The organism is Streptomyces sp. UW30, assembly GCF_008042075.1.
Lineage (GTDB): Bacteria > Actinomycetota > Actinomycetes > Streptomycetales > Streptomycetaceae > Streptomyces.
In genome coordinates this window covers 575,048-601,905 of sequence record NZ_RDBN01000053.1, presented here as the reverse complement: position 1 = coordinate 601,905, position 26,858 = coordinate 575,048, and the positions used below count along the sequence as shown (strand labels likewise).

Sequence of the window (26,858 nt, the reverse complement as noted above, 5' to 3'; positions counted from 1 at the left end):
GTGCGAGCGCCGTGTCGCGGCGTTCTACTGGAACCGAGGGCCGTCTGACATGCGAGGTTTGACCACGCTCGCACCCGAACCTACCTTCGTCAACACGGGCGTACACACGGTCCGTTGCTCACCTGTTTCTCGTAGTGAGGACGGTGCCTGCCATGAGTGCCATGGACATCTCCTTCCTCGGTGGCCCCCGCCCCCAGCGCGGTGTCGGAGTGGTCGCCCCGTTCGACTTCGCGCTGGACCGGGAGCTGTGGCGCTGGGTCCCCGACGAGGTCTCGCTGCATCTGACCCGGACGCCGTTCGTCCCGGTCGAGGTCAGCCTGGATCTGGCCCGCCTGGTCAGCGAACACGAGACGCTGAGCGACGGCGTCCGCACCCTGACCGCGATCAGTCCCGAGGTCGTCGCCTACGCCTGCACCTCCGGCAGTTTCGTCGGCGGCATCGCGGGCGAGCGGGCGATGTGCGCGGCCATGACCCGGGCGGGCGCGGTGCCGTCGGTCACCACGTCCGGGGCGCTGCTGGAGGCGCTGACCGAGCTGGGGGTGCGCCGGGTGGCGCTGGTGACGCCGTACACGGTGTCGGTGACGCGGGCCCTGGAGGACTACGTGGCCGAGGCGGGCGTCGTGGTCACGGGGTGCGCGTTCATGGGGCTGACGCGGCACATCTGGAAGGTGCCCTACCGCGACGTGGCCGAAATGGCGCGCAGGGCCGTGCGCCGGCGCCCGGTCGACGCGCTGTTCATCAGCTGCACCAACCTGCCCACCTACGACGTGATCCCCCAACTGGAGGCGGAGCTGCGCATGCCGGTTCTCTCGGCCAACCAGGTGACGATGTGGGCCGCGCTGCGCAGGGTGGGTACTCGCGCGGTGGGGCCTTATCAGGCGCTGATCGACCCGGCGGCGCGGCTCGACGAGGCGGCGCCGAGCGGACCCGTGCTTCCGGACGTGCCGGATGTTCCTGAGCAGGAACAGCAGTAGAAAGGCTGACATGACCGCACTCGGATTTCTCTACCCGGGCCACTCCGCCGAGGACGACTATCCGCGCATCGAGCAGCTGATCGGCAGCGACATCCGGATCGACCTGGTGCACACCGACATCGGCGAGGACGCGCACCGGGTGGACGCCCTGCTCCGGATGGGCTCGGCGGAGCGCCTCGCGACGGGCGTCGAGGCACTGCGGCTGACGGGCGCCGAGGCGGTCGTGTGGGCGTGCACGTCCGGCAGCTTCGTCTACGGCTGGGAGGGCGCCCACGACCAGGTGCGCAGCCTCGCCGTCACGGCGGGCATGCCGGCGTCCTCGACGTCCTTCGCCTTCGTGCACGCGGTACGGGAGCTCGGCGTGCGGCGGCTGGCGGTCGGGGCGACGTACCCGGACGACGTGGCCGCGCTCTTCGCCCGGTTCCTGACGGACGCGGGCGCGGAGGTCACGGCGCTTCGCGGCTCCGGGATCATCACGGCGGCGGAGGTCGGGACCTGGGGCGAGGCCGAGGTGTTCGCGCTGGCCAAGGAGGCGGACACGGCGGACGCCGAGGCGGTGCTCCTGCCGGACACGGCCCTGCACACGGCCGCCCACATTCCGGCCCTGGAACGCGAACTCGGCAAGCCGGTCCTCACCGCGAACCAGGTCACCGTGTGGGAGGCCCTGCGCCTGGCGGGCCGCCGCGTGAACGCGCCGGCCCTGGGTGCGCTGTTCACCCGGGAGCCGATCGTGCAGGTGTAGTCAGCCCGTCCGGCGTTTTTTGAGCGGGGGAGGGGAGGGACGGCGGGGGCGAAGGAATAAACCGGAGACTGCCTCCTGTTAACAGCTGACGCACACCGCACAGCGAAACGGCAGGAGGAACCGGTGACGGCAGACGAGATCCGAGGCGAGGTACAGGGCAACGCGCCCGTCCCCCTCTCCGTGCTGGACCTGGTCACGGTCAGCGCAGGCCGTACCGCCACCGAGGCCCTGCGCACCAGCGTGGAGCTGGCCCGGCTCGCGGAGTCCCGGGGCTTCCATCGCTTCTGGGTCGCCGAGCACCACTCGATGCCCGGCGTCGCGTCCTCGTCGCCCGCGGTGATCCTCGCCCACCTGGCCGCCCACACGGACCGCATCCGCCTCGGCTCCGGCGGCGTGATGCTCCCGAACCACGCCCCGCTGGTCATCGCGGAGCAGTTCGGCACCCTGGAGGCCATGGCCCCCGGCCGCATCGACCTGGGCCTGGGCCGCGCCCCCGGCACGGACGGGGCCACCGCGGCCGCCCTGCGCCGCACGGACCACCTGAACGAGGGCGCCGACGACTTCCCCGAGCAGCTCGCCGAGCTCACCCGCTTCCTCGACGACGACTTCCCCGACGGCCACCCCTACCGCCGTATCCACGCCGTCCCCGGCCCGGTCCAGGCGACCTCGCCCGGCGGCGTCCAGTCCCCGCACCGCCCGCCGGTCTGGCTGCTGGGCTCCTCCGGCTTCAGCGCCCGCCTGGCCGCCGTCCTCGGGCTGCCCTTCGCCTTCGCGCACCACTTCTCGGCGCGCAACACCGTCCCGGCCCTGGAGCTGTACCGGGAGTCCTTCCGGCCGTCCGCCGTCCTCGACCGGCCCTACGCCCTCATCGGCGTCTCCGCCCTCGCCACCGACGAGGAGAAGGAGGCCCGCCGCCAGGTGAAGGCCGCCGCCCTCAGCATGATCCGCCTGCGCACCGGACGCCCCGGCCTCATCCCCACCCCCGAGGAGGCCGAGGCCCATGAATTCAGCCCGATGGAGCGCGAGTTCGCCGACTCCTGGAACGCCAACGTCGTGCACGGCACTGTTGACGAGGTCCGGGCCGGCCTCGACGACCTCCAAAAGCGCACCGGCGCCGACGAGTTGATGATCACGAGCAACGCGCCCGGCACGGACGTGCGCCTGCGCTCCTACGAACTCATCGCCGACGCCTACGGATTGCCGGCCGCCTGACCGGACCCCGCACGCCACACCCGGCGCACGTCAGACGCGTGCGCCCATCAGCTCGGAGATACGATCCGGCGACACCGGCCGCGAGTACAGCCACCCCTGGCCGGTGTCGCAGCCGATCCGGCGCAGCCGCGAGGCCTGCGCCAGCGTCTCCACGCACTCCGCGGTGACCGTCAGACCCAGCCGGTGGGCCAGCTGGATCATCGCCTCGACGACGACCTCGTCGGCCGGGTTCGGCGGGACGGCGGCATTGTTGTCGCTCTCGTACTGGAAGCCCCGTACGAAGGAGCCGTCCAGCTTCAGCACCGAGACCGGCAGCCGGCTCAGGTACGCCAGATTCGAGTAGCCGGTGCCGAAGTCGTCGATGGCGATGCGCACACCCATGTCGCTGAGCGCCTGGAGGTCCTGGAGGGGCCTGCCCGACGAACCCATCACCGCGGACTCGGTCAGCTCCAACTGGAGCAGATGCGGCGCGAGTTCGGTCTCCTCCAGGATCCGCGCCACGTCCGCCACCAGGTCGGAGTCCCACACCTGGCGCACGGCGACGTTCACGCTCACGAAGATCGGCGGCTCGTCGGGGTGCGCCACCTGCCAGGCGCGTGCCTGGCGGCAGGCGGTCGCGAGGACCCAGCGGCCCAGCGGCACGATGGACCCGTCCTCCTCGGCCAGTCCGATGAACCGATTCGGCGCCAGTACGCCGAACTGAGGATGATTCCAGCGGACAAGCGCCTCGACACCGCGCAGCCGGCCGTCCTCCATCCCCACCAACGGCTGGTACTCCAGGGCGAACTCACCGCGATCGACGGCCGCACGGAGGGTCGCCGCGAGGGCCTGGCGGGTGATGAGGTGGGCGTTGCGCTCGGGGTCGAAGAGCGTCCAGCGGTCCTTGCCGTCGGCCTTCGCCCAGTACAGCGTCGTGTCCGCGGCCTGCATCAGGGCGGTCGGCGTGGTGCCGGCCGCCTGGCGTTCCACGACGCCGATCGAGGCCGACACCGACAGGCGCCGGCCGGACAGGTCGAAGGGGGCCCGCAGCGCCTCCAGCAACGACTCGGCCAGGTCGGCCAGTTGCTCGGTGCCCGTCGAGTCCTCGACGAGCAGAGCGAACTCGTCACCGCCGAGCCGGGCCACCAGGGGCGGGCTGGAGCGGGCGTAGCCGGCCTGTTCCGCGCAGCGCGTGAGCCGCTCGGCCACGGCCGCCAGCAGCTTGTCGCCGACGCGGTTGCCGAGGGTGTCGTTGATCGCCTTGAAACCGTCAAGGTCCAGGTAGCACAGGCCGATTCGGCCGGTGGTGCCGCTCTCCTCGTACGACTCCACCTCCAGCGCCGCCGTCAGCCGCTCGAAGAACAGCGTGCGGTTGGGCAGCCGGGTCACCGGGTCGTGCATCTGCAAGTGCCGCAGCCGGGCCTGGAGTTCGCGGTGGGCGCTGATGTCGGCGACGGAGAGCAGGACACCGCCCGACTCGTCGCCGGGCAGCGGCGCGACCGTGACCCGGACCCACAGGGAGTGGCCCTCGGGGTGCTTGATGCGGCGCGTGCACCGCAGTTCGGCCTGACGGCCGCGCAGCACCTCGCGGTACGTGTGCCAGGTGCGCGCGTCGGAGGCGAGGTCGACCAGGTCGGCGGCGGCGGTCCCGGTCAGCTCCTCGGCGGGTGTGCCGAGCAGGTCGGCGAAGGTGGAGTTGGCGTCGGCCACCAGGCCCTCGCGGTCGACCACGGCCATCGCCAGGGGCGCGGCGGAGAAGGCCGAGGAGTAGGGCGGCGAACCGGTACCGGGGGATGGCTGTGCGTTACTCTCTGTCACGGCTGGCCCGATGAGGTCTGCCGCGGGTGTCGGCCCTTCGGACGTTCCGCTCACCGCTCGCTCCCGCAGTGCACTCGATCTTCGGATGGGTCTCATCGCAATGGTCGGCCGGGTGGATGGGGGACGGCCGAGGGGCCGTGTCCATGCAGGAAAAGTGTCAGGAAAGTGTGCCGATCATAGAGGCTGGTCCCGGGCCCTTCCACCTACTGTCCAGTGTTCCCGCGCAAGGCGCGCATCCGACAGATCGTTTCTGCCCGCACCTGGACGGCTTCTTCGAGCCCCCGACCGCTTGTGACGTTCCGTGAGCGATTCGGGGGTGTCGATTCATGCGAACCCCCGGCTCGCTCACCCGTCCGGTGCAGCACAACAGGACGTAGTACGACAATCCGACACAGGCTGGGTGCGGTGTCCCGCGAACCGCTCCCGGAGGTCCACGTGCCGCGTCAGAACCCCCTGCTCCGTGGGATGGGTCTGCTGCGGGACCGGCCCCGACTGCGCAGTGCCGCCGCCGTGTTCACCACGATGTCGGCACTCGCCGCGACCTCCCTGGTCGTCGGCCCGTCGGTCGCGGAACCGTTCGACACGGCACCCTGTGCCCTCCAGCGCACCGACGCCCATCACTCCGAGGGCCTGGACACCTGGAACGCCGCCTATCCGCGTCCGGCCCGCAAGCTCGACGCGGTCATGGTGTTCCTGTCCTTCCCGGACTCGGCCCCCCTGACGACCCCCGCCGAACTGACGGCCGACCACTTCCCGGCCACCACCCACTTCTTCGAACGGGCCTCCTACGGCAGGTTCACCCTGCGCCCGCACCCGCTGCGGCACTGGCTGCGCATGCCGCGACCGTCGACGGCGTACGCCATACAGCGTGACTGGCGTGTCTCCGACCGGGCCGCCTACCTGCGGGACGCGCTCGCGGTGGCGGACCTGCAGGTGGACTTCTCCCGCTACGACGTCGTCTACTTCGTCGCCGACCCGGACGCGCCCGGCGTCGACTCGGACGCCACGAAGGTCGTCAACCTGGAGACACCGCTGCGGGCCGACGGCACGGACATCCGGCGTGTCGTCACCGTGTTCGAGAACCATCCGCCGGACCGGCTGGTCCTCGCGCACGAGACCGGCCATGTCTTCGACCTGCCGGACCTGTACCACCGTCCGGTGGACGGCAAGGGCGACTGGGACACCTACGTCGGTGACTGGGACCTGATGGGAAGCCAGTTCGGCATGGCGCCGGATCTCTTCGGCTGGCACAAGTGGAAGCTCGGGTGGCTGGAGCCACGACAGGTGGTGTGCGTGCAGGGCAGCGGCGCCGGGTCCGCCCGGCTGACGCTGGAGCCGCTGTCGGCGGGGCCGGGGCCTGCGGTGCGCACGGGTGCGGCCGGGGCGGGCAACGCCTTCGGCGCGAACGGCGACTACGACTCCTACGCCTCGCACGGCGCCGTGCCGGGGTTCGGGCTGGGCAACGGCATCAAGCTCGCCGTCGTCCGTACGGGTGCGGACAGCGCCCTCGCCTTCGAGGTGCGCGGTCAGGTGGGCAACGACGCGCAGACCTGCCGGCAGGGGTTGCTGGTGTACCGGGTGCGCAGCCGGACCGAGTCCGGGGGCGGGCCGGTCGAGGTGATCGACGCCCATCCACACAGCGAGGCCTGCTGGGAGGAGTCGGTGTACCCGCCGCTCGCGGACGCGCCGGTCGGACTCGGGGAGAGCATCAGCGGGTCCGGGGTTCGAGTCCCTGGCGGCGCACAGACAGTGAAGGCCCCTCGCAACCGCGGGGGCTTTTCGCATTCCGGGTGACTCCCCCCCCCGTCCTGGGTCCTCCCGAGTCCCACAGGAACGGCTTCGACGCCGTCGAGAGGGGCGCCGCGAGAGCGAGGGGCTTTCGCATGGTGCCGCCTGCCCGTCGCCACCCCCGCGCGGGCACTACCCCGCCCCGCCAGTCCTGCTCGCCGTTGCGATCTTCACCGTCCAGGCTCCCGAGGCCGTCCGCCAGGGACTCGAACCCCGGACCCGCTGATGCTGCATTTCCCGGGGGGTAACCCCCGGACCCCCAGCCGCGCCTGCYGGACCCGGGGGGTCTGGGAGGCGCGGGAGGCCGCGGGGGGAGTCACCCGAAATGCGAAAYGCCCCCCGCGGTTGCGAGGGGCRTTCACTGTCTGTGCGCCGCCAGGGACTCGAACCCCGGACCCGCTGATGCTGCATTTCCCGGGGGGTAACCCCCGGACCCCCAGCCGCGCCTGCYGGACCCGGGGGGTCTGGGGGCSCGGGAGGCCGCGGGGGAGTCACCCSAAATGCGAAAAGCCCCCCGCYGTTGCGAGGGGCCTTCACTGTCTGTGCGCCGCCAGGGACTCGAACCCCGGACCCGCTGATTAAGAGTCAGCTGCTCTAACCAACTGAGCTAGCGGCGCCTGCTGACGTCGTAGACCTTAGCATCCTGATCCGCGTGGGGAAAAATCGATATCCGAACGGCAGCGCGAGCCGCCCGCACGGCTGCCCAGAGCATGACCTCGGGGCCCGGCAGCCAGGGATTACGGGTGTCCGGGGCAACCAGCCAGCGGGAACCGCAGGGGGCCGGGGGTGCGGCGTCGCGATCCATCGGGGCCGGGACCGTCACCGCGTCGCCGGTGCCGTGGCACAGCAGCGACGGGATGCCGTCCGTGCGGCCGAACTCCTCCCAGCGCAGCAGCGAGGGCAGCCGCTGGGCGGTGCCCGGCGCGGCGAACATCAGGATCCGCCCCCGCAGGACGGCCACCGGTCCGGAGCCCGGGCCCTCGTCCCACAGCCGGGCGAGCATCCGGCGCCCGAAGAGCGCGGGGGCGCTGACGACGTCGAAGGCGGAGCCGCAGGGCAGGACCACCGGGGCCGCGGGGCGCTCCTCCCAGAGGGCGAGCGTGCTGCGCGGATACGTTCCTGCCGAGGCGAGCCAGGCGGCGCCGTCGGGGGTGGTCCCCGAGGTGACGTCGAAGCGGTCGTCGGAGAAGAGGTCGTCCCGTGTGCTGCTCATGACGTCTACATCTACCTGGCGTGATGGACCGATCCCGGAGGGTTGTCGAAAAGCCGGACAGGAGAGGGTGGGAGCGGGTATCTTGCCCGCCTGGCATATGCCAAAGGGTGGCTGTGGGTGAACGCCGTGGCGCTGCCGGTCACACCGGGTCGACGTGCCCCGGCCCCTCGACGCCCCGCATCAGATCCCTGCCGAACTCCACCATCTTCTTGGCGTAGTCCTCGGTCCACTCGGCCTGCTCGGCGATGTCGGCGGGCGTCAGCCGGTCGAACCGGCGGGGATCCGCCAGCTGGGCCGCCGCGATGGCCTGGAACTCCACCGCGCGGTCCGCGGCCGCCCGGAACGCCTGCGTCAGCTCGGTCGACCGCGCCAGCAGCGCACGCGGGTCGTCGATCGACTCCAGGTCGAAGAAGTGCTCCGGGTCCTCTGCCACCTGCGCGGGCTCGAAAAGCAGGGGCGCGGGGCGTAGCCGCGGTTCGTTCCGACGCGGCGTGGGCTCCGCCATGTCTTGTCCTCCTCGTACGTCACCGATCTCGTCGGTCACCTGCTACCCGACTGTGGTCCGGTCCACCGTCCATTGTCCCGCGCCTGCGCAAGTGGGCGTAGGAACAGGTCGAACAGCGCCGTCCCCCTCAAGGCCGCCACGGCACTCGATGTTCCGAGAGCCTGGCCAACACCGCGTGATTCGCCTCCCAACCGTCAGGGAACTTCACCACCGTCCCCAGCTGGACCGGCTCCGTCGACGGATAGTCGTCCAGGAGCTCGCTCACCCCCGCACGGCACACCACGATGCACGCGTGCCGGTGGCGGGAGGCCAGGACGCACAGGCGGCCCGTCTCCAGGTGGAAGGCGGTGGCGTCGGGGCGGCCGGAGAGCGGGTGCAGGACCACGGTCACGTCGTACTCGCGGCCCTGGAGCCGGTTCGCGGTGTCGACGATGACGTCCGTCACGCCCAGCTCGGCCAGCGCCGAACGGACGGCCGCCGCCTGGTCCCGGTGGGCCGTGCCGACGGCGATCCGGTCGGCGGTCAGGGGCGCGGCGTCGGGTGAGCGCTCCGACGTCGCCGCGCCTCCCCGGTCCAGCAGACGTCGTACGACCGTCGCCAGCGCGCGGACCGCCTCGGGATCGGTGCGCGGGGTGTGCCGGGCCGGCAGCTCCAGCAGCCCCCAGCCCGACTCCGCCGCCTCGTCGATCACCCGGTCGGGGCCCGAGCCGTCCGACGGGACCGCGAAGGAGAGGTGACGGTCGCCGTGGTCGGTACCGCTGCGGAAGGGGGTGTAGGGGTAGAAGGCGTCGGAGACCAGGGGCGCCGCCGACGCCGGGAGGCGCCAGGACACCGGCAGGCGGTGCTGGGGCAGCTCGGGGTTGTGCGCGAGAAGGGTCGTCACGGCGGACCCCGAGGGGTCGTACGACAGGCCCGCCCACTGCTCGCTGCCGACGATGGCGAAGGGGTCCAGCTGGCCCGGGTCGCCGACGAACAGCGCCCGTTCGAAGAGGCCGGCCACCGCGAGCAGGGAGTCCGAGCGCATCTGGTACGCCTCGTCGACGATCGCGTGCCGCCAGGGCTCGTCGACCTTGACATGCGCCCACTTGGCCGCGGTGGACACGACGACCGCCAGGCCCGCGAGATCGGCCGCCTTCGCCGACTTGCGTACGTTCGCCAGGTCGTCCAGCGCCTTGTCGTACGGGTCGGCGTCGCTGCTGTGCAGCCGCCCCACCGGCAGCTCCGGGTCCTTCTCGGCGAGCCGGAGCACCAGGTCGTCGACCTGGGCGTTGGTCTGCGCGACGATCATCAACGGGCGCCCGGCGTCCGCGAGTTCCAGGGCCGCGCGGACGACGAGCGTGGACTTGCCGGCGCCGGGCGGCGAGTCGACGACGACCCCGCGCGCCTCGCTGTGCAGGGTGTTGTGGAGGATCGCGTCGGTGGCCTCGGCCGCCGCGGCACCGGGGTCGAACACGACGGTCACAGCACGTCCTCCTGGGTCGGCGCATCGGCGGCCTCGGGCACCTGTTCCCCGGGCGGCCCGCCGTGCGTCCACGGCGTCTGCTCGGGTTCGGGCAGCTTCGCGCCGCCCCGCTGCTCGTGCTCGAACAGCGTGAAGCAGACCAGGTCGCCCTTCTGCGGCACAGACCCCTCCTCCGGCTCCTTGCCGCGGCCCATCTTGTCCAGCACACGCAGGACGAACAGCGCGCCACCGTCCTCGTCGAGGTCGCCCTCGTGGCCGACGAACTCCGCCGACTGCGGCTTCCCGCCCAGGGAGCGGAACACCTTGGCCCGCTCGCCCAGGTGCGGCCGGTCGTCCGTGCGCACGGTGACCAGGGGCCGCGGGCTCGGCCGCTTGCCCTCGCTGTACGCCATCACCACATCGGTGACCTCGCCCGCGAATGCCTCCCCGGTCAGCCGCCGCCCCGCCATCACCAGAGGATCGTCGAGCGCCTCCTGGGCCTCCAGACGGGCCTGTTCCCGCTCCCGCGCGGCGAGCTTGTTCGCGGCGGTGACCGCGTCGTCGCGGCGCGGCTGCGGGGGCTCACCGGCGAGGACACGGTCGCGGTGGGCGGTGAACGACCAGCGGTCGCGGGTCCACCGCTCCTCCACCCGCCCGGCCTGCGGCAGCTCGCGCAGCAGGTCGAGGCCCCGCCACACCGCGTCCCAGGTGGGCCGGGTCCGGCTCGCCACGAGGGCGCGGATCTCCCGCTCGGCGGCGGTGAGGTCCCCCAGCCGGTCGTCCGCCTCCAGCCCGTCCTCGGCGGCGGCGAGTGCCGTACGGGCGCGGTCGTAGCGCTCGATCGCGGGGGCGAGCAGCTTGTTGTCGAAGGCCGGGTCGGTGGCGGGACCGGCGGGCGGGCACAGCAGCTGGCCGTCCCGGTCGCGCGCCAGCTCCGCCCGCAGCGCCGCCTCGGCGCCCGTCTCGCCCTCGGGAGGGTCGATCCAGGCGAGCAGCGCGCCCAGGTGCTGGTCCTCCAGCGTGGACTGGCCGGTCGCCCAGTGCCGGGAGAGCAGGTCCGTCATGGCCGGCAGCAGCGAGGAGCCGGGCACGCGGGCCCGCTCGCCGAAGTGGGTCAGCCAGCGGCCGAGCAACGGCACGCGCGGGGGCGCGGGATAGGGAGTCTCCGGGTCCTGCTCCGCCGTACGCCTGAAACGCATGGAGCGACCCAGGAGCCGTACGAATGCGATGCCCGCGCGGCTCGGCATGATCAACTGCGGGGCGTCCGCGCACAGTTCGACCTCGACCTTGACCCGCTTGCCGGTCTCCGGATCGGTCTCGCTGCGCTCGGCGGCCTCCACGTCCTCGGCGTAGGCGTCGATGTACGGCAGGACGACGTCCGCCAGCTCGGACAGGAACGCGAACCTGAGGTCCCGGTCGCGCGGCTGCGGTACGACCAGCAGGTGCGGGGCGTCCCGGTCCGTGCCGACCAGCGCGCCGAGCGGGGCGCCGGCCTCACCGGCGGTGGTGAGGGGCACGAAGACGAGCGGGCGCTGCGACAGGTGCCGGTGGCGGACGGTCGCGGTGGGCTGGGCGCGACCTGTGCTGACGGCTTCCAGGCGGGCGAGGGTGGAGATCAGCGACACGCGGCCACCACCTGGTCGCCGAGGGCCTCCGCACGCAACCGGGCCGCCCTGCGCAGTGCCGCCACCGCCGGGTCGTCCGGGTCACCGGACTCGCCGCGGGACGCCGACAGGACGTCCTCGACGGTGGTCAGGCCGCCCAGCTCGGCCCGCACCGAGCGGCCCAGCGAGGTAACGGCGCCGGACGCCAGGGAGCGGGCACGGCAGTGGAAGGCCAGCTCGCAGGCGGACAGGCACTCGGGCGCGTACGTCGCCGGGACCGACTCGACGGCCGCCGTCAGGTCGGCCGCGGGCAGCTCGGGGGAGAAGCAGGTGCCGGCCGGGAGCGCGTCGGCGATGTCCTCGATGCGGGTCAGACGGTCCAGCTGGCGGGCGGTCACCGCGCGCTGCTTGCGCACGTCGACGGCCGAGGCGGTGGGCAGGTTGGAGAAGTCCTTGGGGCAGACCAGCAGGATGCGGTGGCGCACCCGCGGGGCGGGCTCCAGCCGGGCGGCGAGCTCCTCCAGCGCCAGCACGTACACCGCCGCCTGCCGTGCGGCCGCGCCCACCTTCGCCGGGTCCGCCGAACCGTCCAGCATCGGGAAGGACTTGATCTCCACGACCGTCCAGCTGCCGTCCGGGTGCACGACGACCGCGTCCGGCTCCAGGAAGGCGGGGGAGCCAGCGACGTCCAGCGCGAGCATGGGGTGGTCCAGCAGGGTCCACTCGCCGAGCGCCTCCGTGGCCTCGCGCAGCGCCAGTGCCGTACGGGCCGTGCGGCCCTCGGGGCCGGTCGCGGTGAGCTCGGGCACGCGCGCGGGGGCGGGCGGTTCGGCGCTGCGGTCCAGCTTCTCGCGCACCAGGCGCAGCAGCTCCGCGCCGCCGTCCGCCTTGACCTTGGCCTCGAAGGCATTGCCACGGGTGAGGGCGAACTGTGACTGTCCGAAGGCCGACGGCGAGCCCAGCGCGCCCGCCAGCGCCGCCTTGTTCACCCCGGCGCCGTCCAGGATCGCGCGCCGCTTGCAGCCGGGGTTGGCGGCGAGAGCGGCCAGGGCGCGCGCGTCCAGCGCCTTGGCCGGTACGTCGGGACCGCGCAGCTCAGCGAGCCGGTGCCGCAGCGCCGTCCCCCGCGTCCTGGGAAGAGGCACTCGGCTCGGCTCCGGATCCGAACCGGGACTCGCGCTGCCGTGGAATTCGCTCACCCGCGGAAGTCTGGCATCCGCCACTGACAATCGAGGAAGAAGTGGCGCCGGAACCCACCGTGACGGGGGCGACGGCGTCCCTTGCGACCGCGTTCCTCGCGACCGCGCCGGCGGCTGCCGCGACAGGCGTGGCCCCCACCCCGAACCGCTCCCGCGCCCGGTCCGTGATCCGCATCACATACGGCGCCAGCAGCAGCCCGACGCCCATCACGGCAGCGCCCGCGACCGCGTCGAGGAAGTAGTGGTTGGCGGTGCCCATCACCACGATCGTCGTGATCAGCGGGTAGGCGACCGCGGCGACCTTCGTCAGGCGCGTCCCGCCGAACCGCCACAGGATGACCCCGCACCACAGCGCCCAGCCGACGTGCAGGCTCGGCATGGCCGCGTACTGGTTCGTCATGCCGCCGAGGCCCTTCGGCGCACTGGCCTCACCGGCCCACCAGCCGTAGGAGCTGTACTGGGCCATCGTGTCGACGAAGCCGTGGCCGTCGGCGAGCAGCCGGGGCGGGCAGGTCGGCAGGAGGGTGAAGCCGATCAGGCCTATGAAGGTCGACGTCATCAGCCAGGTGCGGGCCGCGCGGTAGTGCACGGTGCGGGACCTGAAGAGCCACACCAGGAGCACGGGCGTGATCAGGTAGTGCAGTGACGCGTACCAGAAGTCGGCCGGGACGCCGAGCCAGGGCTCACTGGTGAAGAGGCGGTTGAGAGGGTGCTCCGCGTTGAGGTACAGGGCCTTCTCGATGTCCAGTATCGCCAGGCCGTGGTCGACGGCGGAGCTGACATCACCCCGGGCGAGCAGTCGGCCCGCCGAGTAGCAGGCGTAGACCAGCAATATCAGCGGCAGCTCGGTCCACCAGCGCAGGCGGGTCCGCGGCGTCGCCTCCACGCCAGCTGTCTCGGCGTGCGGCATCCGATCGCCTCCCCCTTCATCTCACCGCGTCCGGTGGACGGTCGCACCACTTTACGGTGTATGCGTGCGCCCCCTTCGGGCACCCTGGACCACTAGACGCAGAGATCGCCCACCGGGTTGCCCCGGCACAGCGTGCGCGATGATGGACGGGTTCCGCCTCTCATTTCTCCCGGAAGGCCCCCGCAATGGCACCGCGCATCCTGCTGGCCCGGCACGGACAGACGGCGTGGTCGCTGTCCGGGAAGCACACCGGCAGGACCGACGTGCCCCTCCTGGAGGAGGGCCGCCGGGGCGCGAAACTGCTCGGCGAGCGCCTGCACCGGCAGCCGTACGACGGGCTGGACGGGGTCGAGGTCCGCACCAGCCCGCTGTCACGCGCGCGTGAGACGTGCGAACTCGCCGGCTTCGGCGAACGCGCGCGTACCTGGGACACGCTCATGGAGTGGGACTACGGCGCCTATGAGGGCATGACACCGGCGGACATCCAGGCGATCCGCCCGGGCTGGCTCATCTGGCGCGACGGTGTGCCCGAGGGGGAGACCCTGTCCGAGATGACGGCCCGCGCCGACGAGGTGGTGGCCTGGGCCCGCGAGGCGGACCGGGATGTCCTGGTGTTCGCGCACGGGCACATCCTGCGGTCCATAGGCGCGCGCTGGCTGGGGCTGCCGCTCGACTTCGCGGCCCGCATCAGGCTGAACCCGACCTCACTGTCGGTGCTGGGGTGGGCCTACGGCGAGCCGGCGATCGAGAGCTGGAACGACTCGGGTCACCTGGCCGGCTAGCCCACGCACAGACCCGCCCCGCCGGTCACGCCGGACGGGGCGTCGACGCGTGCCGCTCCAGGAACGCCGATACCCCGCTCGCCCGCCGGTGGGGCAGCAGTACCCGGGCCGTGCCCGCGAGCATCGTCTGGACCCGCGACGACTGCACCAGGTCCAGGAGGTCCAGCACCCGCATCCCGGCCGCCGCCGCCTCGTCGGGGCGTCCGCCCCGCGCCAGGTCGTCCGCCAGCTGCGCGGTGTACAGGGCGATGTTGCGCGTGAAGTGGGGATCCTGCAGCTGGGCCGCCCGCCCTGCGTGCCGCGCCGCCCGCTGCCAGTTGCCCAGCGTCGACCAGCACTGCGCCTCCAGGACCTCCAGCTCGGCCTCGCCGTAGAAGCTCATCCACTCGGGGTCGGACTCCGAGCGGCCCCGCTCGAAGAGGGCGTGCGCACGGGCCAGGGACTGCTCGCAGCCGGTGCGGTCGGCGAGCCCAGCCCAGCCGCCGGCCTCGCGCAGTGCGAGCAGCGACATCAGCCGGGAGGAGCCCAGGGAGCGCCCGACGCGTTGCGCGGCCTGGGCTGCCCGCACCGCCTCACGGGGCCGGCCCGCGTCCCGCGCGAGGAAGGACGTGTTGCAGAAGGCGTGGGCCTCCAGAGCCGGGTCGCCCGCCATCCGGGCCGTCGCGAGCGCCTCCGCGTAGTGAGAGCGGGCGTCGTCGAAGCGGCCCGAGTCGTGGGCCAGCCATCCCACCGAGATGGCCAGTTCACCCGCGCCCGCGTGGAGCCGGTCGCTGGTCGCCTGCCGGGTCGTACCGGCGTCGAGCAGTGCGTAGGCGGCCCGCAGTGGCGCGGCGGCGCGCCGGTAGAGGCCGTCGGCGCCGTGCCGGTCGTCGAGCAGCCGGATGCGGCGTACGGCCTCTTCGAGCGCGTCCGCCTCACGCCCCCCGACACGTCGGACGGGACGCTCCGCGGCCGCGGCTTCGTAGGCGAGCCCCAGGGGGCTCAGCGAGGCGGCGGCTACCGTGGCGCCCCCGCCGGTCATGAATGCGCGACGTAGCACGTCGCTCTCCTCGTGGTTCTCGTGGTTCTGCGCTGTGCCGTACGCGTCACACGGGTCGTACGGGTCCTGCGGGTTCAGTGGGTCATACGGCTCGTGGGCCCCTTGCGTCTCACCGGTGGCGCACGCCGGGCTCGTGGTGCGTGCCAGGGGCGCGTCCTCGTCGGCGTGCGCCCGGCGTCCGCGTACGGACGAGCGGGGCGCAAAGCCCAGGTCGGTGAGTGTGCGGCCGGGGAACATGTGCAGGAACACCCGTTCGTACGCATAGTTGGGGCAGCGGATCTCGCCGGCCTCGACCCTGCCCACGTAGCGCGCGTCACAGCTGACCAGCTCCCCGATCTCGCGCGCGGCCCGTCGCACCGCCGCGGCGAACTCGGCCGGCGAGCGCTGTCCGCGCAACTGCCGGAACGCGAAGTTCGGCCTCGGTGGCCTGGTGGGCTGGGACGAGGTCAGCTCTGACGACGCCATGGCCGGGTCCTCTCGTGCGAACCGTCGAACCATGCCGGGACGAGGACGAGTTGAACCGAAAATTCGTGTGACGCCCTTGCGTCCGGCGGGCAAGAACGTACCTGCTGTAGCGGAGCCACCACGCAGGGTTTGGCTACAAACCGGATATCTCATACGTGATCTGCCATGAACTGCCATCCTTTGCGGCTGACTTCCGCCGTAGCCGTTGACGTCGCGCCGCGTTGAACTCTTCGGACTGCAAAAGGGGTTCCGTGGTGGAGGTCGGGATGGAGACCAGCCAGAGAGTCGTTCCTCGTACACCGTCGACAGCGGCGGGGCACGCGCCGACCGCAGAGTGCAGCGAGCCGCCGGGCGCGGGCTGCGACCCGGAGGCGGGCTGCGACGTGGTCAGCGTCCCGACCCGCCAGGGCCTGGAGGCGGTCGACATCCTGCGGCGGGGCGCCTGCGAGGCGGTGGGGCCCGTGCTGCACGACGACGGTGACGACACCCTCGGCTTCGTGGTCCCGCCGGGCACGGCCGCCGCCTGGGACGTGCCGGGCAGCACCTGCACGGAGACCGACGGGCGCGGGCTGAGCCTCGACCTGAACGTCGAGCCGCCGGTCGAGGGCTCGGACTGGCTCCTGCCGCCCGGGGAGGCGGACCTGGCGACCGATCCCGCGGTGCTGCGGGCGGCGCTGGGCGAGGCGGCCCGGCTGATCGAGGCGGCCGACAACTGTCGGTGACCGGCGCCCGGCGCCCGGCGCGATGCCGCGTCGCCGCCGTCCGCCCGCCCCCTCCGCGGCAGGCCGGTGATCAGGCACGTCCCGGCGGCAGGTGGGACCGCCCGGACCCCCTGATAATGGCCGAGTGGGAAAGTTCAAGAAGCCCCGGCGCTCAGCCGCCGAGCTCGCCTCCGTCGTCGAGAGCGTCGACGGCGGGCTCGCCGAGCTCATACCCGACCGCGACCGGGCGCGGGCCTGGACCCTGCTGATCGACGGGGCGCCGCAGTCGCACGTCGACCTGGACGACCCCGCCCACCTCTCCTTCGAGTACCAGCGCCGCCTCGGGCACGTCATCGACCTCGTCGCCCCGCCCGGCAAACCGGTACAGGCCGTGCACCTCGGCGGCGGTGCCCTCACCCTCGCCCGTTACGTCGCCGCCACCCGCCCCCGCTCTACCCAGCAGGTCGTCGAGCGCGACGCGGCCCTCGTCCAACTGGTCCGCCGCGAACTCCCCCTGGACCGCGCCGCCCGCGTCCGGGTGCGGTCCGCCGACGCGCGCGAAGGGCTCGCCAAGGTGCCCGACGGCTGGGCCGACCTCGTCATCGCCGACGTCTTCAGCGGGGCCCGCACCCCGGCCCACCTCACCTCGACGGAGTTCCTCGACGAGGTCCGCCGCGCGCTGCGGCCCGGTGGCTGGTACGCCGCCAACCTCGCCGACGGGCCGCCGCTCGCGCATCTGCGGGGCCAGATCGCCACCGCCGCCGCCCGGTTCGCCGAGTCGGCGCTGGTGGCCGACCCGACGGTGCTGCGCGGCAAGCGCTTCGGCAACGCGGTCCTCCTCGCCGCCGACCAGCCACTGCCGGTCGCCGAGCTGACCCGCCGCGCCGCCTCCGACCCGCACCCGGGCCGGGTCGAACACGGCCGGTCCCTCACGGACTTCACCGGGGGCGCCGTACCGGTCACGGACGCGGCGGCGGTGGCCTCACCGGCGCCACCGGCGTCCGTCTTCAGGTGAACTCGGCCCCGCGGTGAGTCAGTAGTTCCCGATCTCCACCCGCGGCGGCCCGTCGTGCCACGTGCAGAAGACCGACACCCGGTCCGCGCCCGCGCCGAACTCCACCCGGATCCACGTCTCCGTCTTCCACACCTGCATCGACCAGCCCGAGCCCGGGGTGGCGGAGACGAGGGTCGCGGAGGCGTCGCCGATGTCGAAGACCACCCGGCCGCCGTCGGTGTCGTAGCTCTTGACCTGGCCGGACGTGGTGGGGGAGGGGGCCGGGGTGCTCGCCGGCGGCTTCGAGGGAGTCGGCGTGCGGGGCGTTCCGGTCGGCTTCGGCGAGGGGCTCTTCGACGGGGTCGGCCGCTTCGGGGACCGCGTCGACGACGCCAGCGGCTTCGACTCCTGCGTGGTCGCGTCGGCCGCGGTGATGGGCAGGGCGCGCGGGCGGTCGTACACCGTGCCCGCCATCACCGTGTGGACACCCCACCACGACAGCGTGACCGCCGCGCCCGTGGCGAGCGACCAAGCCAGTACGTGTACGAGTCCTCTGCGCATCGCGGGCCATACTGCCTCACGCGTCCCAGCAGTGTCGCCCGGTTGTCCACAGGGAGCGAGTTGTCCACAGGCCCGGACCAGGCTCGGTGGCATGGCGTACGGTGCGGCGCATGGCAAGTGTGCTCGTGGTCGAGGACGACCCGTTCGTCCGCTCGGCGCTCATCCGGCACCTGACCGACGCGGCGCACACCGTACGCAGCGTCGGGACGGCGCTCGAGGCGCTGCGGGAGGTCGCCCATCTCCGTTTCGACGTGGTCATCCTGGACCTCGGTCTGCCCGATCTGGACGGCTCCGAGGCCCTGAAGATGCTGCGCGGAATCACCGACGTCCCTGTGATCATCGCCACCGCACGGGACGACGAGACGGAGATCGTCCGGCTGCTGAACGCCGGGGCCGACGACTACCTCACCAAGCCCTTCTCGGTCGAGCACCTCTCGGCCCGCATGGCGGCCGTCCTACGGCGGTCCCGTGCCGCCGCCGGTGACATGCCGCCGGAGACGGTGCTGCGCGTCGGCGGCCTGACCGTCGACCCGCTGCGCCGCCAGGCCGAGCTGGACGGCGTCCGACTCGACCTCACCCGACGCGAGTTCGACCTGCTCACCTTCCTGGCCACCCGGCCCGGAGTGGTCGTACCCCGCAAGGAACTGCTCGCCGAGGTGTGGCAGCAGGCGTACGGCGACGACCAGACGATCGACGTCCATCTGTCATGGCTCAGGCGCAAGCTCGGGGAGACGGCGGCGCGACCGCGCTATCTGCACACCCTGCGCGGCGTCGGGGTGAAGCTGGAACCACCCGGTGGGGAGCGCTCGCGATGAGATGGGCCCTGGTCAAGGTCTGCCTGGCGGTCACCATCATGGTCGTGGTCGCCTTCGCCGTCCCGCTCGGACTCGTCATCCGGGAGATGGCCCGCGACCGAGCCTTCTCCAACGCCGAGCGGGAGGCCGCCGCCGTCGCCCCGGCGCTGTCCATCACCACCGACCGGGACCAGCTGGAGCGGGTCGTCGCCTCGGCCGGGTCGGACGCGGGCATGGCCGTGCACATCCCGGCGTCCGCCGACAAGGCGTCCGGTGACACGGCCGCCGTCGACCTCGGCCGGCAGCGCGCCGCCGACGGCGACATCGCGACCGTACGGCGGCTCGGCCGCGCCTCGACCTCCGAGGTCCCCGGCGGTTCCACGCTGCTCCAGCCGGTCGCGCTGAGCTCCGGCGAGATAGCCGTCGTGGAGGTGTACGTCCCCGAGGCGGAGGTCACCAACGGGCTCACCACGGCCTGGACGGTGCTCGCCGGGGTCGGTCTCGCGCTGATCGTGGGGTCGGTCGCCGTGGCCGACCGGCTGGGTGTGCGGATGGTGCGGCCGGCGCGGCGCCTGGTCGAGGGCGCGCATGAACTGGGGGAGGGCAAGCTGGGCGCCCGGGTGCCCGAGGACGGGCCGAAGGAACTGCGGCTGGCGGCCGTGGCGTTCAACTCGATGGCCGACCAGGTCGTGCAACTCCTGGCGAACGAGCGGGAGTTGGCGGCCGACCTGTCCCATCGCCTGCGCACCCCGCTGACCGTGCTGCGGCTGAACGCGGCCTCGCTCGGGGACGGTCCGGCCGCCGACCAGACCCGCGCCGCCGTCGCCCAGCTGGAGCGCGAGGTCGACACCATCATCCGTACCGCCCGGGAGGCCAAGCCGCAGACGGTGGCCGCCGGTCCGGGCGCCGGGTGCGACGCGGCGGAGGTCGTGCGCGAGCGCATGACGTTCTGGTCGGCGCTCGCGGAGGACGAGGGCCGCAAGGTGCGGGTGGCCGGGGTGGACCGGCCGGTGCGCATCCCCGTGGCCCGGGCGGATCTGGCGGCCGCGCTGGACGCCCTGCTCGGCAATGTCTTCCGGCACACCGCCGAGGGCACGGCGTTCGCGGTCGACGTGCACAACGGCGAGGACGCGGTGATCGTGCTCGTCTCGGACGCGGGGCCCGGAATATCCGACCCCGAGGCGGCGATGGCGCGCGGGCGGGGCTCGGGCAGCGCCGGGTCGACCGGGCTCGGGCTTGACATCGTGCGGCGGCTCGCGGAGTCGACGGGCGGGGACGTACGGATCGGGTCGTCCGTGCTCGGTGGCACCGAGGTGCGGATCTGGATCCAGCTGGATGGCAGGGAGCCGGTGCGCCGCGGGCACCGCAGCTCGATGCGCCGGCGCCGGCCCGGCAGATTGGTCTCTACCTTTAACCGTCCCCGATCCCTTCCTTAAGGGCGCCATAAGCTCCTCAACCGCCGTCCGGATCAGGCACTTTGCCCGATTCGAGGCCGCTAGCGTGCTGCCGCACCCCACCCCCGAACAGCAAAGGCAGACACGCGATGAGCACGCACCGGCGCAGGGTCAGCGGCAGGAGCAAGGCGATAGGTGGTCTCGTCGCAGCGGCCGCGGTCGGCGGGGGCGCGATCGTGTTCACCGGCACGGCGCAGGCGGCCGGCATCGGAGCGGCGTACACGAAGACCAGCGACTGGTCGACGGGCTACACCGCGCAGTACGTCGTCACGAACAACAGCGGCCGGACGAAGAAGGACTGGACGCTGGAGTTCGACCTGCCGGCGGGCTCGAAGCTGAGCTCCCTGTGGAACGCCGAGTCGGGCGTGAGCGGCCGGCACGTCACCGTGACGCCGCCGAAGTGGGACACGGACGGCCTGGCCGCGGGCGAGTCGGTGACGGTCGGCTTCGTGGTCAACGGCACCGCCGCCCCGACGGGTTGTCTGATCGACGACGCGAAGTGTTCCACGGACGACACCGCGACCCCGGAGCCGACCGGCCGCCCGACGCAGGCACCGACACCGACACCGACACCGACGCCGACAACGACGGCCAAGCCCACCCCCACCCCCACCCAGTCAGCCCACGCAGACCCCCGGCACCGGCACGCCGGCCACCGCCGGCTTCGCCCCGTACATCGACACCTCCCTCTACCCGGCCTTCGACATGGCGGCGAGCGCCGAGGCGACCGGCGTGAAGAACTACAACCTCGCCTTCGTCACCGACGGCGGCGGCTGCACCCCGAAGTGGGGCGGCGTCACGGACCTCGGCGGCGACGCGGTGGCCGCGCAGATCGGTGACCTGCGCGCCAAGGGCGGCGACGTCCGCGTCTCCTTCGGCGGCGCGGCCGGCAGCGAGCTGGCCACGACCTGCTCCTCGGCGGACGCGCTGGCGGCGGCGTACGGCAAGGTCGTGGACGCCTACAAGCTGACCAAGGTCGACTTCGACGTCGAGGGCGGCGCGCTGCCGGACGGCGCGGCCAACACACGCCGCGCCCAGGCGATAGCAAAGCTCCAGCAGCAGCACCCGGACCTGGACGTCTCCTTCACCCTCCCCGTCATGCCGGAGGGCCTGACCCAGCCCGGCGTCGACCTTCTCTCCGACGCCAAGCAGAACGGCGTGCGGATCGACACCGTCAACATCATGGCGATGGACTACGGCCCCGCCTACAGCGGCGACATGGGCACCTACGCCGAACAGGCCGCCACCGCCACCCAGGCCCAGGTCAAGAGCGTCCTCGGCCTCTCCGACAGCGCCGCCTGGAAGACCGTTGCCGTCACCCCGATGATCGGTGTCAACGACGTCACGACCGAGATCTTCAAGGTCGACGACGCCACCCAGCTGGTGAACTTCGCCAAGTCCAAGGGCCTCGGCTGGCTGTCGATGTGGTCGGCCACCCGGGACAAGCAGTGCGCGGGCGGCGAGAAGCCGGCGGCCGACGCGACATGCAGCTCGATCCTCCAGGACAAGTTCGCCTTCTCGAAGGCGTTCGCGGCCTTCGGCAAGTAGCGCCGGGTCACCAACAGCCAACCAGAGCACGGGGGTCACGCGCCCCGGCCGGTCTTCCCCCCATCCGGCCGGGGCGCGGCACGTCCCCTCGGCGTGCCGCGCCCCTCCCCCGGTCGAGGACCCCGTTCCCTAGAACACCTCGTCCACCGCCGGCAGCGCCCCCGCCCGAGCAGCCTTCCCGTACCAGTACGCGCTCGACTTCGGCGTCCTGGCGAGGGTCGCGTAGTCGACGTACACCGCCCCGAACCTCTTCTCGTACCCGTACGCCCACTCGAAGTTGTCCATCAGGGACCACAGGTAGTAGCCCCGGACGTCCGCGCCGTCGGAGATCGCGCGGCGGACCGCGCCGAGGTGGCCGTGGAGGTAGGCGATGCGCTCCGGGTCGTGGACGCGGCCGTCCGGGTCGGGCTTGTCGTCGTAGGCCGCACCGTTCTCGGTGACGTACAGCGGCAGGCCCGGGGCCTCCCGGCTGTAGCGCATGATCAGCTCGTGCAGGCCCGTCGGGTCGATGGTCCAGCCCATCTCCGTGCGCTCACCCGGGGTCTGGTGGAACATCACGTCGTCCGCGCCGGGCCACGGCGAGTGTTCGCTCGCCCCATGGCCGTCGGCGCGCGGGCCGTTCACGTCGGACTCGGCCGCGGAGACCAGCGCGGGGGTGTAGTAGTTCAGGCCCAGGGCGTCCAGCGGCTGGTTCATCGCCGCCAGGTCGCCGTCCTGGACGTACGACCAGTCCGTCAGCAGCTCCGTCGCCGTGTACAGGGTCTCGGGGTAGGCGCCGTGCAGGATCGGGCCGTGGAAGATCCCGTTGGCCAGGTCGTCGATCTTGCGGGCCGCCGCCAGGTCCGCGGGGTCCTGCGAAACCGGCCGCACCACCGAGGAGTTGAGGCTGAGCGCCACCGAGTTGCGGGCCGGCATCACCGAGCGCAGGGCCTGCGTGCCCAGGCCATGGGCCAGGTTCAGATGGTGGGCCGCCCGCAGCGTGCCCGCAGGCTCGGTACGGCCCGGCGCGTGCACACCCGAGCCGTAGCCCAGGAACGCGCTGCACCACGGCTCGTTCAGCGTGATCCACTGCTCCACCCGGTCACCGAGCGCCTCGCCGACGATCTGCGCGTACTCGGCGAACCGGTACGCCGTGTCCCGCTCCGGCCAGCCGCCCGCGTCCTCCAGCTCCTGGGGCAGGTCCCAGTGGTAGAGGGTGACGGCGGGCTTGATGCCGTGCGCGAGCAGTTCGTCCACCAGGCGGCGGTAGAAGTCCAGGCCCACCTGCACCGCAGGGCCCCGGCCCGTCGGCTGCACCCGCGACCAGGAGATCGAGAAGCGGTACGCGTTCAGGCCGAGGTCGGCCATCAGCGCCACGTCGTCGCGGTAGCGGTGGTAGTGGTCGACAGCGATGTCACCGTGCTCGCCGCCGGCGGTCCGGCCCGGCGTATGGCTGAAGGTGTCCCAGATGGAGGGGGTGCGGCCACCCTCCCGCACCGCCCCCTCGATCTGGTACGCGGAGGTCGCGGCGCCCCAGAGGAACGCGGGGGGAAAGGACGCGGAGGACATGGGCTCTGGCATGGAAGCGCTCCCATTGGAGGTCGTGGAGACCGACGGGTACGGGTAGGAGGGGGGAGAGGGGAAAGAGGGAGGAAACCCGGGGCCGGGGCGGCGGTGACCCGGCCCCCGGGGGCATACGGCCGAAGCGGACGCGCGGGCGTCAGCCCTTGATCGCGCCCTGCATGATGCCGCCCACGATCTGCTTGCCGAACAGCAGGAAGGCGATCAGCAGGGGCAGCGTGCCGAGCAGGGCGCCGGCCATGATCACGGCCTGGTCGGGGACGTAACCGGTGCCCAGGGAGTTGAGGGCGACCTGCACGGTCGGGTTCTGCTGGTTGAGGGCGATGATCGGCCACAGGAAGTCGTTCCAGGCGAACACGAAGGTCAGCAGGCCGAGCACGGCCATCGCGGGCCGGGCCGCCGGGAACACCACGTGCCACACCACCCGCAGACTGCTCGCGCCGTCCACCCGCGCCGCCTCGATCAGCTCCGTCGGCAGCGCCTGCACCAGGTACTGCCGCATGAAGAACGTACCGAAGGCCGTGCACAGCGTCGGCAGGATGACCGTCTGGAGCTGGTTCGACCAGCCGAGGTCGGACATCCACAGATACAGCGGTACGACGGCCAGCTGCGGCGGGATCATCATCGTGCCGATCGTCAGCATCAGCAGAACCCCGGAGAACCGGAACCGCAGCTTGGCGAAGGCGAAGCCGGCGAGCGTGGCGAACAGCACCGTGCTGACGGTGATCGTGGCCGCGACGAACGTGGTGTTGAACATCGCGGTGCCGAGCCCGGCCTCGTCCCAGGCCCGCTCCATGTTCTTGAACAGGTTCCCGCCGAACCACAGCGGCGGCGGGGTCTCCGCGAGCCGCCGGTCGGTGCGCGAGGCCGCGATCGCCGTCCACACCAGCGGGGCCAGCGAGACCAGCGCGAAGACGGCCAGGACGACGTAGGTGAGCGGGCCGGCGTGCAGCTGCTTGCCCGCGCCCATCACGCGGGGGCGCCGGGGCTGTCGTACCTTCTGGGGCTCTGCCTGAGGAATCGTCAGTTCACTTGCTGTCATTGGGACTTCCTCAGCCGTCGGGAGACCAGCAGTTGGATCACGGCGACGATCAGCAGGATCAGGAACATCGACCAGGCGATGGCGGACGCCTTGCCGAGGTTGCCGATGATCCAGCCCTGGTCGTACATGTACAGGCCGAGCGTCTGGTACTGGTGCTCGGAGCCGCCCTTCGAACCGCTCACCCCGCCGAACAGCAGGGGCTCACCGAAGAGCTGGGTCGCGCCGATCGTCGAGACGACCACCGTGAACAGGATCGTCGGCCGCAGCTGCGGGATCGTCACATGGATGAACTGCTGCCAGCGGTTGGCGCCGTCGATCGCCGCGGACTCGTAGAGGTCGGTCGGGATCGCCTGCATCGCCGCCAGATAGATCAGCGCGTTGTAGCCGGTCCAGCGCCAGATCACGATCGACGACACCGCTACTTGCGAACCCCAGTCGGACTCACGCCAGTTGACCGGGTCGATGCCGACGAAGTCCAGCAGCCAGTTGATCATGCCGCCGTCCCAGGAGTACAGCAGCACGAACACCAGCGTCGCCGCCGCCACCGAGGTGGCGTACGGGGTGAGCATCACGACCCGCCACACGGTCGAGCCGCGCAGCTTGTAGTTGAGCAGGTGCGCCAGGCCGATGGCCATCAGCAGCTGCGGGACCGTGGAGATCACGCCGATGGTGAAGGTGTTCCCCAGCGCGTTCCAGAAGAAGTCCGAGGTCAGCAGGTTCTGGTAGTTGTCCAGGCCCGCCCAGGACTGGCCGTCCAGGTTCGCCAGCTGCACGTCGTGCAGCGAGTACCAGGCCGTATAGAGGAGCGGGATCAGCGAGAACGCCCCGAAGACGATGAAGAAGGGGGCGACGAACGCGTACGGCGACGCCTTCATGTCCCAGCGGTACAGCCGGCTGCGCCAGGAATCCTTCCCCGGCGGCGGCGTACCGCGACCGCGAGCGCGGCCGGCCGCGCCCGGCTGGTCACCGGGCGCGGCGTCGGCGCTCGACGCGGGATGCGCGAGGGCCTGCTTGGAGCTGCTCACTGGCCGAGCACGTCCTTGATCTCCGCGGAGGCGGCGTCCCAGCCCTCGTCGGGGCTCTTGCCCTTCTGCTCGACCTGGAGGATGCCGATGTCGGTCAGCGCGGTGTTGATCGCCTGGTCCTTGATGCCGAAGTACTGGGTCGGGATGGTCTCGGCGGAGGCCGAGAAGATCTCCGTGATCGGCGCGTCGGAGAAGTACTCCGTCGTGGCGGAGGCCGGCTTCAGGGTCGAGTACGCCGACGGGGTCGACGGGAAGCTGGCCTGCTTGGCGAAGACCTTCGCCTGCTGCTCGGGTGCGGTCAGCCACTTCGCCAGCGCGACGGCCTCCTTCTGGTGCTTGCTCGCCGTCGGCACGCCGAGGAACGAACCGCCCCAGTTGGCCGCGGTCGGCGCCGCCGCCACGTCCCACTTGCCCTTGCCCGCGTCACCGGACTTCTCCAGGATGTAGCCGATCATCCAGGCCGGGCAGGCCACCGTGGCGAAGGTGCCGTTCGCGTAGCCCTGGTCCCACGGCTTGTCGAACTGCTTCAGCTTCGCCGACATGTCGCTGGTCGCCACCTCCATGGAGACGTCCCAGGCCTGCTTGACGCCCTGGGACTTGTCCCAGTCGACGGTGCCGTCGTCCTTGTAGTAGCGCTCGGTCCCGCCTCCCAGGGCCGCGTTGTAGACCGAGGAGGCCGAGTCCACGAACTTGGTGCCCTTCAGCGCCTTCTTCATGTACTCCTTGCCGACGTCGACGTACTTGCCCCAGTCGCCCTTCCACTGCTCGGCGAGCTTGGTGCGGTCGGTCTCCAGGCCGGCCTTTTCGAACAGGTCCTTGCGGTAGCAGATCGCCATGGGCCCGATGTCCGTCCCCAGCCCGATCAGCTTGCCGTCCTTGGTGGTGGCCTGGGCGTTCTTCCAGTCCAGCCACTGGGACTTGTCGACCTCCTTGCCGAGGTCGACGAACTTGTCGGCCTGCGTCTGCACGGCCTCGGTGACGTTCATGACCTCGATCGCCTGGATGTCGTCGGCACCGGCGCCGGCCTGCAGCCGGGTGAGGACCTTGGGCCAGTAGACGTCGGTACGGGTGGTGACGTTCTCCTTGATGGTGATGTCGGGGTTCTGCTTCATGTACTCGTCGTAGAGGCCGGCCTGCTTGTAGCCGAAGGTGCCGAAGGTGCCGATGGTGAGCGTGGTCTTGCCACCCCCGCCGTTGCCACCGCCCTCGTTCGAAGAGCCGTCGTCCGAGTCCTCGGCGCAGCCGGCGAGCAGCCCTGTCGTCAGCGCGGCCGCGGCCACGAGGGCCATCAGCCGGCGGGACCCGCGGGTACTCGTGCGCATTGCGTCCTCCTGTTGCCTGACGTGCCGACCCCCCGGCCAACTGCACTGTTGGGCCCGTTAGTTCGTCATCTTGCGTCGCTGCGGCGCGGGCGGGGAACGTGCGGGATGTGTATGTGTCAGGTACTGTGGGAGCGCTCCCACCTGTGATGTGTTGAAGGTTCGTCGGTCCGGGCGGGGGTGTCAAGG

Annotated in this window: 22 protein-coding genes, 1 tRNA gene and 1 pseudogene; 10 read left to right on the top strand and 14 right to left on the bottom strand. The window is 71.9% G+C overall.

Annotated elements, in window-relative coordinates; all coding sequences use genetic code 11:
* Positions 1 to 161: 161 nt before the first annotated feature.
* The 3 genes from EAO75_RS36895 (at position 162) to EAO75_RS36885 (ending at position 2,928) form a co-directional block, all read left to right on the top strand.
* The gene (locus EAO75_RS36895; RefSeq protein WP_148000501.1) at positions 162 to 974 is read left to right on the top strand and encodes an aspartate/glutamate racemase family protein; all 813 of its coding nucleotides are present in this window, start codon (positions 162 to 164) and stop codon (positions 972 to 974) included.
* Between the two features lie 10 nt (positions 975 to 984).
* A complete protein-coding gene (locus EAO75_RS36890; RefSeq protein WP_147999480.1) occupies positions 985 to 1,716 on the top strand; it encodes an aspartate/glutamate racemase family protein in 732 nt (243 codons plus the stop codon).
* 123 nt (positions 1,717 to 1,839) lie between these two features.
* Positions 1,840 to 2,928, top strand: coding sequence for an LLM class flavin-dependent oxidoreductase (locus EAO75_RS36885; RefSeq protein ID WP_147999479.1), 1,089 nt, complete (start codon positions 1,840 to 1,842; stop codon positions 2,926 to 2,928).
* A gap of 30 nt (positions 2,929 to 2,958) precedes the next feature.
* Here the strand turns inward: EAO75_RS36885 and EAO75_RS36880 are convergent, their stop codons facing one another.
* Complete coding sequence (locus EAO75_RS36880; protein WP_410092615.1) at positions 2,959 to 4,779, bottom strand: putative bifunctional diguanylate cyclase/phosphodiesterase; 1,821 nt, start codon at positions 4,777 to 4,779, stop codon at positions 2,959 to 2,961.
* Positions 4,780 to 5,130: 351 nt separating this feature from the next.
* Between EAO75_RS36880 and EAO75_RS36875 the strand changes: the two genes are divergently transcribed.
* Positions 5,131 to 6,519: a M6 family metalloprotease domain-containing protein gene (locus EAO75_RS36875; protein WP_187284737.1), complete on the top strand. Its 1,389-nt coding sequence runs from the start codon at positions 5,131 to 5,133 to the stop codon at positions 6,517 to 6,519.
* A 537-nt stretch (positions 6,520 to 7,056) separates the two neighbouring features.
* On the opposite strand, the gene EAO75_RS36870 is transcribed toward EAO75_RS36875, so the two are convergent.
* The 7 genes from EAO75_RS36870 to EAO75_RS36840 form a co-directional block, all read right to left on the bottom strand.
* Positions 7,057 to 7,130: transfer RNA gene (locus EAO75_RS36870), tRNA-Lys, on the bottom strand.
* Positions 7,121 to 7,726: a bifunctional DNA primase/polymerase gene (locus EAO75_RS36865; protein WP_147999477.1), complete on the bottom strand. Its 606-nt coding sequence runs from the start codon at positions 7,724 to 7,726 to the stop codon at positions 7,121 to 7,123. The genes EAO75_RS36870 and EAO75_RS36865 overlap by 10 nt, the downstream gene beginning before the upstream one ends.
* Before the next feature lie 139 nt (positions 7,727 to 7,865).
* Positions 7,866 to 8,231: a hypothetical protein gene (locus EAO75_RS36860; protein ID WP_147999476.1), complete on the bottom strand. Its 366-nt coding sequence runs from the start codon at positions 8,229 to 8,231 to the stop codon at positions 7,866 to 7,868.
* A gap of 127 nt (positions 8,232 to 8,358) precedes the next feature.
* Positions 8,359 to 9,693, bottom strand: coding sequence for an AAA domain-containing protein (locus tag EAO75_RS36855; protein WP_147999475.1), 1,335 nt, complete (start codon positions 9,691 to 9,693; stop codon positions 8,359 to 8,361).
* On the bottom strand, positions 9,690 to 11,297 hold the full coding sequence (locus EAO75_RS36850) for a hypothetical protein (RefSeq protein ID WP_147999474.1): 1,608 nt from the start codon (positions 11,295 to 11,297) through the stop codon (positions 9,690 to 9,692). Before EAO75_RS36850 ends, EAO75_RS36855 begins: the two co-directional genes overlap by 4 nt.
* Complete coding sequence (locus EAO75_RS36845) at positions 11,288 to 12,421, bottom strand: hypothetical protein (RefSeq protein WP_147999473.1); 1,134 nt, start codon at positions 12,419 to 12,421, stop codon at positions 11,288 to 11,290. The genes EAO75_RS36850 and EAO75_RS36845 overlap by 10 nt, the downstream gene beginning before the upstream one ends.
* Complete coding sequence (locus EAO75_RS36840) at positions 12,372 to 13,385, bottom strand: phosphatase PAP2 family protein (protein WP_147999472.1); 1,014 nt, start codon at positions 13,383 to 13,385, stop codon at positions 12,372 to 12,374. The genes EAO75_RS36845 and EAO75_RS36840 overlap by 50 nt, the downstream gene beginning before the upstream one ends.
* 185 nt (positions 13,386 to 13,570) lie before the next feature.
* Between EAO75_RS36840 and EAO75_RS36835 the strand changes: the two genes are divergently transcribed.
* Positions 13,571 to 14,167 (top strand): histidine phosphatase family protein, encoded by a 597-nt coding sequence (locus EAO75_RS36835; RefSeq protein WP_147999471.1) that lies wholly within the window; start codon positions 13,571 to 13,573, stop codon positions 14,165 to 14,167.
* A 25-nt stretch (positions 14,168 to 14,192) separates the two neighbouring features.
* On the opposite strand, the gene EAO75_RS36830 is transcribed toward EAO75_RS36835, so the two are convergent.
* A complete protein-coding gene (locus EAO75_RS36830; RefSeq protein WP_147999470.1) occupies positions 14,193 to 15,671 on the bottom strand; it encodes a hypothetical protein in 1,479 nt (492 codons plus the stop codon).
* A gap of 266 nt (positions 15,672 to 15,937) precedes the next feature.
* Between EAO75_RS36830 and EAO75_RS36825 the strand changes: the two genes are divergently transcribed.
* Together EAO75_RS36825 and EAO75_RS36820 are read left to right on the top strand one after the other, a co-directional pair.
* Entirely contained in the window at positions 15,938 to 16,393 is a 456-nt protein-coding gene (locus EAO75_RS36825; protein ID WP_261989573.1) for a hypothetical protein, read from the top strand.
* A gap of 124 nt (positions 16,394 to 16,517) precedes the next feature.
* Positions 16,518 to 17,387 carry a spermidine synthase gene (locus tag EAO75_RS36820; protein WP_147999469.1) on the top strand — a complete coding sequence of 290 codons (870 nt, stop codon included), beginning with the start codon at positions 16,518 to 16,520 and terminating at the stop codon, positions 17,385 to 17,387.
* A gap of 18 nt (positions 17,388 to 17,405) precedes the next feature.
* Here EAO75_RS36820 and EAO75_RS36815 read toward each other — a convergent pair whose 3' ends face one another.
* Positions 17,406 to 17,927, bottom strand: coding sequence for a hypothetical protein (locus EAO75_RS36815; protein WP_147999468.1), 522 nt, complete (start codon positions 17,925 to 17,927; stop codon positions 17,406 to 17,408).
* Between the two features lie 110 nt (positions 17,928 to 18,037).
* Here EAO75_RS36815 and EAO75_RS36810 point away from each other — a divergent pair, with 110 nt between their 5' ends.
* From EAO75_RS36810 to EAO75_RS36800, 3 genes and pseudogenes are all read left to right on the top strand, one after another.
* Positions 18,038 to 18,742 carry a response regulator transcription factor gene (locus EAO75_RS36810; protein WP_147999467.1) on the top strand — a complete coding sequence of 235 codons (705 nt, stop codon included), beginning with the start codon at positions 18,038 to 18,040 and terminating at the stop codon, positions 18,740 to 18,742.
* The gene (locus EAO75_RS36805; protein WP_147999466.1) at positions 18,739 to 20,157 is read left to right on the top strand and encodes a sensor histidine kinase; all 1,419 of its coding nucleotides are present in this window, start codon (positions 18,739 to 18,741) and stop codon (positions 20,155 to 20,157) included. Before EAO75_RS36810 ends, EAO75_RS36805 begins: the two co-directional genes overlap by 4 nt.
* 107 nt (positions 20,158 to 20,264) lie before the next feature.
* Positions 20,265 to 21,723 (top strand): annotated as a pseudogene (locus EAO75_RS36800) (cellulose binding domain-containing protein).
* 129 nt (positions 21,724 to 21,852) lie between these two features.
* Here EAO75_RS36800 and EAO75_RS36795 read toward each other — a convergent pair.
* The 4 genes from EAO75_RS36795 to EAO75_RS36780 all read right to left on the bottom strand — a co-directional run bounded on the left by EAO75_RS36795 (position 21,853) and on the right by EAO75_RS36780 (position 26,672).
* The gene (locus EAO75_RS36795; RefSeq protein WP_147999465.1) at positions 21,853 to 23,283 is read right to left on the bottom strand and encodes a GH1 family beta-glucosidase; all 1,431 of its coding nucleotides are present in this window, start codon (positions 23,281 to 23,283) and stop codon (positions 21,853 to 21,855) included.
* A gap of 139 nt (positions 23,284 to 23,422) precedes the next feature.
* The gene (locus tag EAO75_RS36790; RefSeq protein WP_187284736.1) at positions 23,423 to 24,325 is read right to left on the bottom strand and encodes a carbohydrate ABC transporter permease; all 903 of its coding nucleotides are present in this window, start codon (positions 24,323 to 24,325) and stop codon (positions 23,423 to 23,425) included.
* Entirely contained in the window at positions 24,322 to 25,350 is a 1,029-nt protein-coding gene (locus tag EAO75_RS36785; protein ID WP_147999464.1) for a carbohydrate ABC transporter permease, read from the bottom strand. Before EAO75_RS36785 ends, EAO75_RS36790 begins: the two co-directional genes overlap by 4 nt.
* Positions 25,347 to 26,672 carry an extracellular solute-binding protein gene (locus tag EAO75_RS36780; RefSeq protein ID WP_147999463.1) on the bottom strand — a complete coding sequence of 442 codons (1,326 nt, stop codon included), beginning with the start codon at positions 26,670 to 26,672 and terminating at the stop codon, positions 25,347 to 25,349. The genes EAO75_RS36785 and EAO75_RS36780 overlap by 4 nt, the downstream gene beginning before the upstream one ends.
* Between the last annotated feature and the right edge of the window lie 186 nt (positions 26,673 to 26,858).

Excerpts from the sequence above, each read along its gene's own strand:
- EAO75_RS36895 (WP_148000501.1), top strand. The coding sequence starts at position 162 with ATGGACATCTCCTTCCTCGGTGGCCCCCGCCCCCAGCGCGGTGTCGGA.
- EAO75_RS36890 (WP_147999480.1), top strand. The coding sequence starts at position 985 with ATGACCGCACTCGGATTTCTCTACCCGGGCCACTCCGCCGAGGACGAC.
- EAO75_RS36865 (WP_147999477.1), bottom strand. The coding sequence starts at position 7,726 with ATGAGCAGCACACGGGACGACCTCTTCTCCGACGACCGCTTCGACGTC.
- EAO75_RS36860 (WP_147999476.1), bottom strand. The coding sequence starts at position 8,231 with ATGGCGGAGCCCACGCCGCGTCGGAACGAACCGCGGCTACGCCCCGCG.
- EAO75_RS36840 (WP_147999472.1), bottom strand. The coding sequence starts at position 13,385 with ATGCCGCACGCCGAGACAGCTGGCGTGGAGGCGACGCCGCGGACCCGC.
- EAO75_RS36835 (WP_147999471.1), top strand. The coding sequence starts at position 13,571 with ATGGCACCGCGCATCCTGCTGGCCCGGCACGGACAGACGGCGTGGTCG.
- EAO75_RS36830 (WP_147999470.1), bottom strand. The coding sequence starts at position 15,671 with ATGGCGTCGTCAGAGCTGACCTCGTCCCAGCCCACCAGGCCACCGAGG.
- EAO75_RS36825 (WP_261989573.1), top strand. The coding sequence starts at position 15,938 with ATGGAGACCAGCCAGAGAGTCGTTCCTCGTACACCGTCGACAGCGGCG.
- EAO75_RS36815 (WP_147999468.1), bottom strand. The coding sequence starts at position 17,927 with ATGCGCAGAGGACTCGTACACGTACTGGCTTGGTCGCTCGCCACGGGC.
- EAO75_RS36810 (WP_147999467.1), top strand. The coding sequence starts at position 18,038 with ATGGCAAGTGTGCTCGTGGTCGAGGACGACCCGTTCGTCCGCTCGGCG.
- EAO75_RS36805 (WP_147999466.1), top strand. The coding sequence starts at position 18,739 with ATGAGATGGGCCCTGGTCAAGGTCTGCCTGGCGGTCACCATCATGGTC.
- EAO75_RS36795 (WP_147999465.1), bottom strand. The coding sequence starts at position 23,283 with ATGCCAGAGCCCATGTCCTCCGCGTCCTTTCCCCCCGCGTTCCTCTGG.
- EAO75_RS36790 (WP_187284736.1), bottom strand. The coding sequence starts at position 24,325 with ATGACAGCAAGTGAACTGACGATTCCTCAGGCAGAGCCCCAGAAGGTA.
- EAO75_RS36780 (WP_147999463.1), bottom strand. The coding sequence starts at position 26,672 with ATGCGCACGAGTACCCGCGGGTCCCGCCGGCTGATGGCCCTCGTGGCC.